The sequence below is a fragment of the Macrococcoides bohemicum genome (assembly GCF_003259675.1).
GTDB lineage: Bacteria > Bacillota > Bacilli > Staphylococcales > Staphylococcaceae > Macrococcoides > Macrococcoides bohemicum.
Genome location: NZ_PZJG01000003.1, coordinates 12,909 through 25,941, shown reverse-complemented (window position 1 = coordinate 25,941; position 13,033 = coordinate 12,909). Strand labels below are relative to the sequence as shown.

Here is a 13,033-nt window from a genome sequence, read left to right as displayed (position 1 = left end):
TTATTAATAACTATTTATCATTACACAATGTATTATTAAATTGATCATAATTACTTACTATGGTAATTTTGTTATATACATAACAAAGGAGTATAATAACTATGGGTATTAAGAATGCTACATTTAGAAAAGTGGAATCATTTTTACAAGAAGATATATTTTATATTCATGAATATCAAAGGGGATATTCATGGGAAGAAAGTCAACTGGATGATTTATGGGAGGACTTAATCCAAATGCATGATGACTCCGAATTAGATTCACATTTTCTTGGGCAAATTGTAATACATTCAAATAAAGAGGATAAAAGAAAATATATTATCGATGGACAGCAGAGAACATCAACTATCATTATTCTATTAGATGCGTTTAGAGCAGCTTTCAAAGAATTTAAAAATCAAGATGCGCAATATGCCGTTGATGACATCACTTCAAAATATATAGGAAGATATTCTAATAATACAAATGAGTTACGTCTTCATTTAGGTAAGAGTGATTTCGAGATCTTTAGACATTATATTCAATCAAGTGAGAAAAGAATTGTAAATCCAAAAAAACTTTCGAAATCTGAACAGCGTATTATAGATGCTAGTGATTATTTTAAAAAGAGAATTAACAAACATGTAAATGATATCTGTGATACTAACAAAAAATTTATTTCTATAAAAAAACTCTATGAATCTTTAATAAGAGAAATGTTAGTTATGTATGTTGAAACAGATGATATAAATGAAGCTTTTATTATATTTGAAACACTTAATGCAAGAGGAAAAGATTTAGAAACCTCAGATTTATTAAAAAATCATGTATTTAGGATTGCTGGAAATAAAATCAACGAGATACAAGAACAGTGGAATTCTATGATAGATATGATTGGAAAAATCGAACCAACTAAATTCATTAGACATTATTGGAATTCACAATATAAATTCATAAGAGAGAAAGATTTATATAAATCTTTAAGAAGGAAAGTTACTACACCAGAAGATGCAAAACGTATCGTTGACGAATTAGCTATTTTATCAGAAGTTTATGTTACATTAAACAATCCAAAAGAAAATATCTATTTTTCAAATAATCTGTTGAATGAAAAAATACAAGAAATGAGTGTGCTTGGAACAAAATCTTATTTCCCAATAATTCTATCTCTTGTAGCTTCTGATTATGATGAAATAGATATACTAAAAGTCCTTAATTCAATCGAATGTCTTGTTGTGAGAAACTTTGTTGTAGCTGGAAAAGTAGCGAATAAATATGAAATGTCATTCTCAAAAATTGCCTTTGAAATAAATAAGGACGAATTTAAGGATCGACATAAAAATGTGAATGAAATAATATCTGAAATTAAAAAAGAAACAATTTCAGATGATGAATTCTATTACGCATTCAGTCAGTTCTCAGTGAAGAAGGCTGCAGTTATTAGATATATTCTGAGAGCAATAAATAATTATTATAATAGTGAAACTAGAATTATCAATGATAATAGTAAAGTTCATATTGAACACATCATGCCTAAGAAACTATCTAAAGGTTGGAAAATATCTAATGACGAGTACGAAGAAAATTTACAAAAGTTAGGTAATTTAACTTTACTGGGTGATGAATATAATAGAAATGCCACTAATAAAACATTTGAATATAAAAAGGAGATATACGCAAACTCACAAATAAAAATAACTAATGATTTGATAAATCATCAAACTTGGTCAATTAATGATATCAAAAAAAGGCAAGAAAATTTAGCGAAAATTGCTTTAGAGATTTGGTCAAAATAATCTTCAATTTATCATTTATATTTATCAAAAAAGCAAATTTCCACAATAAAAAAGTAATCTAATTCAATGGTTTGTTTTCTATTACAAATATATAACTTTTCATAAATAACTATAAATACATTACAGCGGTAATTTCTATTTTTTCAAAAAAATATCCTTCCTTAAAATAGGAAGGATAAATTCGATTTATACTATTTTATATATTTATACTGCACTTCCGTCACACGCCACGCACCTTTATAATACTCACCTTTTGCAATTAAATGGCCGTAAGTGTTTGTTCTTGTTTTCACTTTAATTTCTTTATTGCCAACGTACGTAGTATCCACTTTACCATCCACAGTTTGATCTGCTTTTCCAACTAAGCTTTCAATCTTACTAAATGTTAGACCACGTTTATCATAATCAAATATCATTTGTTTAAGCACTGGTGATGAGGCACAATCTTTAGATTGATATCTTACATGCACTGAGCCGAACGCATATTCCTGAAATACATCTGTTCCATTTGGCGTCATAATCGTTCGATCTTCAAGTGCCTGTCCTATTGCTTTCGTTGCAGCAGTGGCTGTCATATTCAACTTTGCACCTTTTAATGCAAACGTTCCTTTAGCCATATTCTTAATATCTGAATTGGTAATTGTGTACTCGCCAGTATGGGCTATTTTTGTCTTTTTATGATTCTTAGCCATAGTTGTTTCGTCAATCACAGGCTCATGCTTTGTCATTAGATCCATAGAACTGAGTAACCATGATTTACCGGACTTTTTATATTTTAAGTTGTAGTTATTGTAATTAACATCCTTATCATTTGCACCCGTTGTAATATCTTCAGGTTTGCCATACTTTGATTGTAATAGTTTTATATCAAATCTATTATATTTCGGGAAATCATAAGTGATGCCGATCACTTTTATTGTATCTGGCTTCGCATAGCGGTCGTTAGAGAATAAAGAAAGTGTCAAATGATTGTATTTTAAAGTAACCATCTTCCCAAATTGGTCCTGCTGTATCATTTCCATCTTTGGTTTACCTAAAGCTTTCTTCACTGCTGAATAAGTCATATCTAATTTAATACTACCAAAGCTGTATTGACCTGACTTTATTGCATTAATCGTCTTACTGTCTAACATATTTGGTGCTTTAACCTGTACTTTACTCGCTGTGTAACATGGCTTAACTTCTCCCTGTGCATCTGCGATATTGACCTGACCCACAAGACCTGCTAACAATAGTGCTGATAATAACGCTTTCTTCATCCCAACAACCTCCTTGTATTTATTTACAATTATAGCATTATTTTTGTAAATAAATACAAATATCTTATATCTCCCCCCACTTCTTCTGTAGCTTTCTATTTAAGTATGTCATCGCAAAAAGATTCTTTTCTTTATCAAACCATAACCATGTATGTCCATAACGATATGTGTACGTATCGAATATACCTTCATCATCCCAATCGAAAGAATTTTTCTTTTTCTTATCAGGATTTCCCCAGACTTTTCTAATATCTTTCGCTTTCAAATCATAAAATCGCTCTAAATGATTATAATCAATCGTGATTAACTTTAATTGATTCTTCTTCCATTTAGGTTTTCCGGCAAACCCGAAGGTAATTTCTTCAGGATAATCTTTTGCTGTATACATTTTATTTCCGGGGTAATCAGAGCTTGGCTTATCATTCAGTGCATCACCTAATCTGTCCTTGATCTGTTTATACGTCATCGTAAGCTTCGCACCTTTATAATGAAATTTCCCTTTCTTTAATCGTTTAATTATCTTTTTGTCTAAAATATCCGGCATCGTTATCACGGGAAACACCTCTTTAAATTTATTTTTTTCTATAACTCCTCAAACACTTCTATCGTCTTATCAATCGGTTTCACATAATTCGTTGTACTAAATATCATGTTATTACAAAAGTCCATAAGTTCTGCCCATAATAAGTCGTGGTATTCAAATGTTTCAGCCATCATTATATTCTGAGTGACAATACTCGTTATATTTCTCTTATGTCCTTTACCTATAAGTATTTCATTCGCATTATCCATATATCGTTCTATTTTGTCTGGCGCTATGCCACAACTCATAAGTATTTTAAAGATGCTATCACGAATTAAATGATCCAGATATTTCTTGCTTTCAGCATTCACATCCTGAATTACAATTGTAAGTAATGTTAAATCATTTACAAGAAACAATATCTTCTTACGATTCACCGTATAATAATTTGCGTGCCATGAATAAATTGGGTTTTCATTGCAGTATGCTTTTGATGCTTCAATGTCTTTAACCTTTGGTATTGCGCTAAATAACGGCATCGCCTTTACTGTTGGGTTGATTATCATAATATTTTCCTCCGTATATTAATTTAACAAAAATACTCATCCAGAAACGTCTCACTCTTCAAGCCTTTAGGTGATAAATAAAGTTTTCCAAATTCATCAAGCAAGCCGTGAAATTCCTGCGCATGTTCTGGTGTAAAGTCTGCTGGCAATTTTACAGCTTCCTGCAATGCTTTATAACTATCACTTCCAGCGTGACCTAATAATTTAAATAATCGACGTGTATACGTATCCGGAATAAACACGACCTTGTCAAACACATAGACGAGTAACACGTCAGCGGTTTCCGGTCCGATACCTGGTAAGGCAAGTAGTTCACTGCGCAGTCTTTCCACATACATTGCATCAATCGCTTTAAAGTCATAGTCATGTTCTTTTAGCCACTGAAAGATACTATGCACTGCTTTTGATTTATTCTTATAGAATCCACTTGGTTGAATACAAGATTGTAACGTTTCCATATTTAATGCCAATATTTTATCTGGATCAAACTTCGTCTTCTCTCGCAAGTTATGTAAAGAACGCTCTACATTGCGCCAATTTGTATTCTGCACAAGAATCGCACCAACAATAATCTCAAATGGATTATCAGCTGGCCACCAGCCTTGTGGTCCGAGATTATCATACAGTTTATCATATAACTCCTGAATGGTTAGTTTCATTCCGCTCACTCCAATGCCTTCAAATATTATCTTTCTTTATTCCCCTTTACCTATTCTCCAATCCTTGTTTGCTGTATACTGTATTTAAAATCTATAATGAAATATAAAGGTTTAAAATAGAAAGGACTTTATTAATGACTAAGAATAGTAAACTGCTATTTTATATTAATATTTTTGTTATTACGTTTCTATCAGTGAATATTTTTAAACATTATACTGCTGATGCGCCGCTTGAGGATTATCTCATCTACATCCTCATTGCACTGAATTTATTTGCTATTATTGTTAAAGATTTAGTAGAACTATTCTACAACGGATCTACGCGCAAGGTTATACTGATTAGCGATTGTTTAATGATGTTCAGTTATTTATTTGTCGGTATTTTAAGTATGGTTGGCATTATGATTGCAACGTCTACATTTGGTCGTATACTTTATATTGCGTTTCTTATTATTAGTATTTTATTTATAACATTTACTCTATACATGCTAACTATGACGGACAAAAGAAAACACCGTGAAAAATAATTCACGGTGCTTCTTATTATCTAAACACATCGATGTAATCTACGTAATACGTCTTACCAACTTTCTCTAAGTTAACGTCAAGGTGCTTATATTCCAGTGTCTTCATATAAATCATTTTTCCTGGCTTTTCATCATCTTCATAACTATCTTTATAGCTGTCTGACGGTTTACCTAATGCTGCACGCATTTCTTTCTCTGTAACTTTCAGCTTACTATAATCGAATGTTAAGTAATCCGAGATATACTTTCCGTCGCATTTATCTGCCGTATAATCTAGTTCAATCCAGTCTTTATAACCATAACTCTGCGTTAAAGTATGTGTATCTTCTTCATTCGTATACTCATCTGAATTAGAATTGCCAGCTGCTTTCTTAATTGTAGCAGGTGATGCACCAAACTTTAATCCTTTGTAATTAAACTTACCATTATTTAATACTTTAAGTTCTGCTACCGTAAGTTTCTTTGGTTTCAAATTTTTAAGTTTATTTCCTACTAAGTTATCTTTACTTACAACTGAATCTGATTGATATAATGAAGGTTTCATCATATGCGCCATTATTGCTATCTTTCCTTTAGAAATTGGTGAGTATTGTACACCTAAATAATTGAATATATCAATCTTTTCACCTTCTATTTCAACGTTCGATTGTTTAGCTGGTCCAACGACTGACTCAATGTCTCGCTTCAGTATACGCTTTTCTTCTTCAAGTAAAATAGATATCGCACTTAACCTTAACGTATCATCACTTACAAATCGTTTCGGACTATAGAATGTTAACGTATAATCTCCGTACATTAAGTAACCGGTAATTCCTGTTTTATCTTTCGTGACTATGAATGATTCTGGTTTACCTAACTTCGATTTTACATATTTCATCGTGTTACCAATTTTAACACCTTTAAATGTGTACTTCCCAGCATTGATTGCTTTTAAATCTTTGTCATTATGGATAGATATCGCGTCGTACGTCTTACCTGGTATGCTACAAAGTGATTTAGATTTCGCATCTACTTGTGGTGCGTATATTAATGATGATGCAATCAATACCCCTGCTATTAGTTTCTTCATGGTGGTTTCCTCATAAATTTATTTACTTAAATGTATATTAATTGTATATCATTTACAAGATAAATTTATTAATATTTATCCTTCAAATACTACTGTTTGACACTTTTCTTAGATTTGAATGATATATTGAATTCATCATGTTTTTCTGTTTTATCTCTTCTATCAACCATACTTTGCTTTAAGCGTTAATATATTAGTATGGTTTAGCAACACAATTAATCAGCCCTATAATTGTGGTAAGTTAATATATTTATTATAGGTTCTCTTTTATGACTTTAAATCTTTTAATTTAATTTGGTTAATCTTTAAAAACAATGCGTCCAATTCTTCAGGTTGTAAATCAATTGATTCGTGCTTCACCCATACAATAATTGATAGTATACTGGAACTGAACATAAAGAATACAAGACTTTCAGGTATAGATTGTTCGTATTCAATTTTATCGATGTTCTTTTCTAAGTCTTCTTTAAACAGCTTTACGAAATCATTAATAACTATCTCTCTAAATTGTTGGTCCTCTTCCTGCTTTCGATCGATTTCTTCAAATTTCTTCAAGAACACTAAACTTAGGGATTGAAAGGGTGATTTCACTCTTCGCTCAAAAGGAATTTTCTCATATTCTCCAGCTATTTGATGCACCCACTGGCTTAGCAAATCGTATTTATCATAAAAGTGTTTATAGAATGTTGTTCGATGTACCATAGCTGTATCACATATCATATTGACTGATATTGAGGTATAGGTATGTTTTTCTAAAAGATTACCTAACGCATCAATCAACATTTTTTTCGTTCTTCTCACTCTCAAATCATTCTCATTCATATACAATTCTCCTATTCTGTAGATTATCTATACAGTACAAATTTTTTATCTCTTTTCCTATATCGTAATCCTTAGTATTATAATTCACACAAACAACACAATATATTTAAACTATATTGTAGATTAAATAGGAGGTCAAATTGTGGCAAATTTCTTAAACAAACTAGGGCGTTTTATGGCAACGCATAAATTAGCAGGTGTATTTATCTGGGTGCTCATCATCGCATCTATTCTTACACCTATCGCTATAGATCCGCCAACTTTCTCTAACGAGATTAAGATGGATGGTATCAAATCACTTGATACGAATGAAAAGATTGAAGATAAGTACGGTATAGATGGTAGTAAAGCAACGATACGTATTGTCTTAAAATCAAATGAAGATGGTGAAATTACAAACAAAAATAATGTAACTGCGGTTACAAAGATGTTGGAAGATATTAAAAAAAATGATAAACATGTCGATAAAGTTTCTAATCCTTATGAAATGAAACTTATTAACAAAGATCAATCTGCCACATATGCAGATGTCACCTTTGATACTGAACCAATTAATTTAAATAAGAAGTCTATCGATAAAGTTAAAGACGAAGTAAAGGAATTAAAAGAAGATACTACCTTACAGATTGAATTAACAGGTAGTGGGATGAATGCAATAGATGAATTGGGTGTAACGAGTGAAGTCATTGGCATTAGTGTTGCATTTATTATATTAATGATTACTTTCGCTTCTCTAATCGCTGCAGGTATGCCAATTATTAGTGCTCTCATCGGTTTAATTTCAAGTGTTGGGATTATCGGTTTACTCACGCATATCTTTGAAATTCCCAATATCACTATGACGCTAGCTGTAATGATTGGTCTCGCTCTTGGTATCGATTATGCATTATTTATTTTATATCGCTATCGTGAAATCAAGAAACATGAAAGAGATCATGTCAAAGCTATCGGACTTGCATTAGGAACTGCTGGCGGTGCTGTCGTCTTCGCAGGTATTACAGTCATGATCGCTGTATGTGGTCTATCGCTTGTAGGTATTAAGTTTTTATCAGTAATGGGGCTTGCTTCTGCATTAAGTGTTTTATTTGCAGTATTAACTTCTTTAACTTTAGTACCAACGCTAATCAGTGTATTTCATAAGCAAATAGAACCAAAAGCAATTGTTACTAAAGAGAAAAATTATGATAATTTCTGGTCAAAATTTGTTTTAGGCAAACCATGGATTGCAGCACTCTTAGGCTTAGTTTTTCTAGGTGGATTAATTATTCCTGTAAATGATATGCGTCTAGGTATACCTGATGATGGAATGAAGTCTGAAGATAGTACACAAAGAAAAGCTTATCAGATCATTTCAGATGAATTCGGTGAAGGTTATAACGGGGTTATTCCAATGTTAATAAAAACTACTGCTGATAAAGACGATCCTAAAGCACTTCAAAGTAATGTTAAGCAAGTTATAAATGATATTAATAATATGGATCATGTGGATGTTGTATCTCCACCACAGATGACGAAAGATAATAACTACGCATTGATTACTATTGTACCTGAAAAAGGACCGAATGCAAAATCAACGAATGAGCTTGCAAAAGATTTACGTGATTATAATAAAGATGCAAAAGACAAATTTGATTATCAAACAGAAATATCTGGCCTGACTGTCATTAACATTGATATGTCTAAGAAACTAAATGATGCAATCCCTTTATTTGCAGGTGTTATTATATGTTTAGCTTTCGTATTACTTATGATTGTGTTTAGATCATTATTAATCCCATTAATTGCAGTTACCGGATTTTTATTATCACTTTTAGCTACACTTGGTTTTACTACATTAGTAATGCAGCAAGGTGTCATGAGTGAATTATTTGGTATAGATGCAAATGGGCCATTACTAGCTTTCTTACCAGTTATCACGATTGGATTATTATTCGGATTAGCTATGGATTATGAAGTATTCTTAATGTCGCGTGTACACGAAGAATATTCGAAAACTAAAAATAATTTACATTCGTTAAAAGTAGGAATAAAAGAAAGTGGCCCAGTAATTGTTGCTGCTGCACTAATTATGTTCAGCGTCTTCATCAGTTTCGTATTCCAGGATGATGTCATGATTAAGTCGATGGGAATTGCTTTAGCATTCGGTGTGCTGTTTGATGCTTTTATCGTGAGATTGATGATAGTTCCAGCGCTAACTTTATTATTTGGTAAAGCATCATGGTATCTACCAAAATGGTTAGATCGTATCCTTCCTGTTGTAGATATAGAAGGACATAATTTAATGCATGACGAAGTTGAAATGCAGCAAACTACAAGCAATGTGTCTACAATTTATACACCATCTCAAAAAGCAATGACAGCAGATATTAAAGACACAAATAAACATTCAATAAATGAAACGCAACTCGAAGCAACCGTCCACACAAATAAAGCGACTACTAAAGAAATAGAAGTCGATAAATTGAGTCAATCTGAATTATTAGCTTTATTAAAACAACAGAGTAATAATATAAAAGATTTAAATACTCTGATTGAAAAATATATGAATAATTAAAAATAAGGACCACATGAATCAATTTTCATGTGGTCCTTATTCGTTATCTCACATACTGAATATCTACAACATCCCACTTACCATTAATCTTTTCAGCGTTTAATACTAAGTGACCATATTCATTCATTACTGTAGGAATTCTTTTACCCTTCACACCGTTCTCTTCTTCAACATAGCTGCCCTTTTCAGAACGATCTGGTTTACCGACTACTTTTTCAATATCAGTTAATGATTGTTTCGCAAAATCATAATCGACCATAAAGGTAGAAAAAATAAAAGTATTATTTTATTTAGTTAATATTAAAAATACATAATTATTGTTTATCCTTTAATATATTATTATCCTTCAAATACAATCGTATTCATCTGTGTTGGTGCGACAATGACCGGCCAGTAGAAAGGTCCACCGCGCCATCCTTCATTCTCATTTCCGTTTTGTCTGAGCAGCATTACAGTTGGATGTGTCGTACCAAGCTGATAACTTTGTTTAAGTTCATCTTGTCCGTTATCTGGTCGATCAGCAAATCTTTTACCGTCTTGACGGAAGCGTGATATATTTCGGTTTTCACGTGTAACAATCCAGACATATCCCGTATTGTTTCCTGGTAGCCTTGATAAATAATTGAGTATAGCGCTATAAGTTTCAACGTTCCACTCATAGCCTTCTTCCATGATGAGACATTCTGTTATTTCTTTAAGTATCGGAATTACTTTCTGAACAGGAACGAGTATATGACGTGCATCTTTGTTATTTTGATCGATAGCAAACTTACATAATTCCTGAATCATTGTATCCAGCTTCTTTGTGCGACGCATCATCTCGCTGCGACTTTTCGTCTGAAATCCAACTGGTAAGAAACGTTTCTTTCCTTTAATCGTAATGACTTTCGACAACAGAAGCTTATTAGGGTTACATGGTACAATGTCTTTCTTTGTATCATGCATCATAAAGATAACTTCTCCCCCATTACGCCCAGTTTCAAATGCTTTCCTTAAATCTTCATCAAACGTATGCATTCGTTCCATTACGTCATAGATTCTATTTGTAGTATAAAATCTCGTCACAGACAAATCTTCTTTCGGTCGTGCCCCGTACATACGTGAATGCTGCAGTACCGTATCTTGCTGAAACTTCTTCGGATCTCGTCCGTAATAGAAACCGATTAAGTTGCCAATCGTAATACCACGATCAAGAATTTGACCCCCAATAAAGAAATTAAGTGGTGCTCGAAGTTTCAGTTCTCCCCGTTTATCCAGCAATTGATTCACATCTTGTTCTGAATTAACGATAGTAATCAACAACTCTTCATCAAGAAACGCTGATTTTACCGCTTCATAAACGTCTCTTGCATCTGGAAAATAATTTGATTCTGAAGATAATTTAAACCCTTCATATGCTTTCATAATAATTGATTTAAATGCAGCTTCGTTTTCTTCGATCAGTTGTGTGAGCTTCTGTTCTATCTTCATCACAACCTGATATTGCCACATATGCGCGCGTTTTGTCGTAATGGTATGCATAATAAAAGCATACTTTTTAGGACGTTCCTGTTGAGCTATTTGTTGAAGGTTACGAATCTTGCCTCCGACAACAAAGTTAATCAGTGCATTGCGCAACCCATTTAATTGTTTAGTAGTAAGTACATATGCATCTTTTACACGTCGGTTATCTTCTTTACGTAACAGCTCCAGTTCGGTTTCACTTACCGGTTGATAGACGTGACTTGCAGGACCTTCAAGCTTAGACTGTTCGAAATAGAACTTCCCACCAACATACGACTGATACGTCGGCACAAGCACTGTGAAAGCTGGTCGTTTCGGTTGATAACCACGTGCAGATAACACTTCACTGTCCGGCTGTAAATATAGTGAATACGGTGTCGCAGTTACTTGTAAGTAGGCTGCTGTAGGAATTTCTCTTTTAATTTGATCGAGTTGGGATGCAATGACCTTGAGTTCCGTTAAGTTCTTATCCTTATCTTTATCATAAACAACTGACGCATAATCTGCTTCATCATCGATAATCATCATCTGACGCTTTGAGAGTACCGGATACATTTCAAATAAAGCTTTCGTTAATCGTTCCACATTCTTCTTTTCTTTCTTAACGACAATGACAATTTTCTTATTTAGTTCAAACTTACGTAAATCTTCAGGAAGGCTCATAATGTCATATGCTGAAATATAGTCCTGATCAATCAGTGCTTCATATTCTTTGTGCAGCCGTTCATACGTTTGTCGTGCAAGTGCGTTAGAGTTCTTTGTTAAGATGATCACTACTTCAAAGCCATTATCAAACCCTAAAGCCATCGAACCCATAAAGCTACGTGTCTTCCCAGACTGTATACGACCAAGTAGCATACCGGGCTTATTTTCTGTTGTAGATATTTCTATTAAGTTATTTATAGTATCATGCATTACTTTTAATTCATCTATTGAATAATTGTTTTTATGTTGAAGTGTATTAATAAACACACCGTGTTTTAAATCCATAATCTTCTCCTAAAATTAACAATAAAAAGAAACCAGCTCAGAAGCCAGTTTCTCTATTTTTATGGCGCATGCGGCTGTATTTTCCGATTACAGCCGCTTCAGCAACACTTCCCATTCATCACAAACTCCACTAAGGCTGCACTGGTAATCCTGTATTCGGATCTACTGTCGGTGAAGCTGCCGGAGCTTCTGTCGTAGATTGTGCTTCTGTACGTTCTACTTGTAACGCACTTTCAAATGCAGCGGCTGGTGATGAAGTGTTTGTGCCTTGCGGAATCAGACCGTTGGCTACACCACTTTGATATGCTGCCATTTTCTCATCATATGTATAATCATTACTATATATAATTTGGCTTAATGTATTTATATTCGTTATATTATTAACATTCTCTTTGACAACAGCTTCTGTCATTGCAGGTTCAGTTGTATTTAATTCTTCTGTCGTTACCGCTTCAGTTGTATTTAATTCTTCTGTCGTTACCGCTTCAGTTGTATTTAATTCTTCTGTCGTAGCTGCAGGTTCAGTTGTTTCTATTTCACTCGTATTTGAATCATTTTTATTTGATTTATGTTTTTCACGACTCGCTTTAATTTTCTTTCTGGCGATATCTGCAGCACTTTCTTTTTGCTCAGTTTTCACTTTTTCTTTCGGTGCAGTATCTTCTTTACCACATGCTACAAGTATAATTGCTGCCGATAATAAAATACTCATCTTTTTTACGTTCATGTGTTCATCTCCGTTCTATATTCCACCTAAATTCTATGATACTACAAATTCGCAATATA

General features: G+C 33.0%; 12 protein-coding genes. 3 read left to right on the top strand and 9 right to left on the bottom strand.

Annotation, left to right across the window (positions count from 1 at the left end):
* Positions 1-101: 101 nt before the first annotated feature.
* Positions 102-1,775 carry a DUF262 domain-containing protein gene (locus tag BHX94_RS06365; RefSeq protein ID WP_111745380.1) on the top strand — a complete coding sequence of 558 codons (1,674 nt, stop codon included), beginning with the start codon at positions 102-104 and terminating at the stop codon, positions 1,773-1,775.
* Between the two features lie 191 nt (positions 1,776-1,966).
* Here the strand turns inward: BHX94_RS06365 and BHX94_RS06360 are convergent, their stop codons facing one another.
* The 4 genes from BHX94_RS06360 to BHX94_RS06345 form a co-directional block, all read right to left on the bottom strand.
* Complete coding sequence (locus BHX94_RS06360; protein WP_111745379.1) at positions 1,967-3,034, bottom strand: ubiquitin family protein; 1,068 nt, start codon at positions 3,032-3,034, stop codon at positions 1,967-1,969.
* Positions 3,035-3,098: 64 nt separating this feature from the next.
* Complete coding sequence (locus tag BHX94_RS06355; protein WP_111745378.1) at positions 3,099-3,587, bottom strand: hypothetical protein; 489 nt, start codon at positions 3,585-3,587, stop codon at positions 3,099-3,101.
* 29 nt (positions 3,588-3,616) lie between these two features.
* Positions 3,617-4,123, bottom strand: coding sequence for a DUF6933 domain-containing protein (locus BHX94_RS06350; RefSeq protein ID WP_111745377.1), 507 nt, complete (start codon positions 4,121-4,123; stop codon positions 3,617-3,619).
* A 23-nt stretch (positions 4,124-4,146) separates the two neighbouring features.
* Positions 4,147-4,782: an endonuclease III domain-containing protein gene (locus BHX94_RS06345; protein ID WP_111745376.1), complete on the bottom strand. Its 636-nt coding sequence runs from the start codon at positions 4,780-4,782 to the stop codon at positions 4,147-4,149.
* A gap of 134 nt (positions 4,783-4,916) precedes the next feature.
* Between BHX94_RS06345 and BHX94_RS06340 the strand changes: the two genes are divergently transcribed.
* Entirely contained in the window at positions 4,917-5,309 is a 393-nt protein-coding gene (locus tag BHX94_RS06340; RefSeq protein WP_111745375.1) for a hypothetical protein, read from the top strand.
* 16 nt (positions 5,310-5,325) lie between these two features.
* Here BHX94_RS06340 and BHX94_RS06335 read toward each other — a convergent pair whose 3' ends face one another.
* Positions 5,326-6,378 carry a hypothetical protein gene (locus BHX94_RS06335; protein ID WP_111745374.1) on the bottom strand — a complete coding sequence of 351 codons (1,053 nt, stop codon included), beginning with the start codon at positions 6,376-6,378 and terminating at the stop codon, positions 5,326-5,328.
* A 267-nt stretch (positions 6,379-6,645) separates the two neighbouring features.
* Complete coding sequence (locus tag BHX94_RS06330) at positions 6,646-7,200, bottom strand: TetR/AcrR family transcriptional regulator (RefSeq protein WP_111745373.1); 555 nt, start codon at positions 7,198-7,200, stop codon at positions 6,646-6,648.
* A 142-nt stretch (positions 7,201-7,342) separates the two neighbouring features.
* On the opposite strand from BHX94_RS06330, the gene BHX94_RS06325 reads away from it, so the two are divergent.
* The gene (locus tag BHX94_RS06325; protein ID WP_099483899.1) at positions 7,343-9,754 is read left to right on the top strand and encodes an MMPL family transporter; all 2,412 of its coding nucleotides are present in this window, start codon (positions 7,343-7,345) and stop codon (positions 9,752-9,754) included.
* A gap of 43 nt (positions 9,755-9,797) precedes the next feature.
* On the opposite strand, the gene BHX94_RS06320 is transcribed toward BHX94_RS06325, so the two are convergent.
* From BHX94_RS06320 to BHX94_RS06310, 3 genes are all read right to left on the bottom strand, one after another.
* The gene (locus BHX94_RS06320) at positions 9,798-10,013 is read right to left on the bottom strand and encodes a hypothetical protein (protein WP_099483900.1); all 216 of its coding nucleotides are present in this window, start codon (positions 10,011-10,013) and stop codon (positions 9,798-9,800) included.
* Positions 10,014-10,093: 80 nt separating this feature from the next.
* A complete protein-coding gene (locus BHX94_RS06315) occupies positions 10,094-12,247 on the bottom strand; it encodes a Z1 domain-containing protein (protein WP_111745372.1) in 2,154 nt (717 codons plus the stop codon).
* Positions 12,248-12,377: 130 nt separating this feature from the next.
* Complete coding sequence (locus tag BHX94_RS06310) at positions 12,378-12,974, bottom strand: hypothetical protein (protein ID WP_111745371.1); 597 nt, start codon at positions 12,972-12,974, stop codon at positions 12,378-12,380.
* Positions 12,975-13,033: the final 59 nt, after the last annotated feature.

Coding starts and splice junctions, on each gene's coding strand:
- BHX94_RS06335 (WP_111745374.1), bottom strand. CDS start 6,378: ATGAAGAAACTAATAGCAGGGGTATTGATTGCATCATCATTAATATAC.
- BHX94_RS06340 (WP_111745375.1), top strand. CDS start 4,917: ATGACTAAGAATAGTAAACTGCTATTTTATATTAATATTTTTGTTATT.
- BHX94_RS06345 (WP_111745376.1), bottom strand. CDS start 4,782: ATGAAACTAACCATTCAGGAGTTATATGATAAACTGTATGATAATCTC.
- BHX94_RS06320 (WP_099483900.1), bottom strand. CDS start 10,013: ATGGTCGATTATGATTTTGCGAAACAATCATTAACTGATATTGAAAAA.
- BHX94_RS06350 (WP_111745377.1), bottom strand. CDS start 4,123: ATGATAATCAACCCAACAGTAAAGGCGATGCCGTTATTTAGCGCAATA.
- BHX94_RS06315 (WP_111745372.1), bottom strand. CDS start 12,247: ATGGATTTAAAACACGGTGTGTTTATTAATACACTTCAACATAAAAAC.
- BHX94_RS06330 (WP_111745373.1), bottom strand. CDS start 7,200: ATGAATGAGAATGATTTGAGAGTGAGAAGAACGAAAAAAATGTTGATT.
- BHX94_RS06310 (WP_111745371.1), bottom strand. CDS start 12,974: ATGAACGTAAAAAAGATGAGTATTTTATTATCGGCAGCAATTATACTT.
- BHX94_RS06365 (WP_111745380.1), top strand. CDS start 102: ATGGGTATTAAGAATGCTACATTTAGAAAAGTGGAATCATTTTTACAA.
- BHX94_RS06360 (WP_111745379.1), bottom strand. CDS start 3,034: ATGAAGAAAGCGTTATTATCAGCACTATTGTTAGCAGGTCTTGTGGGT.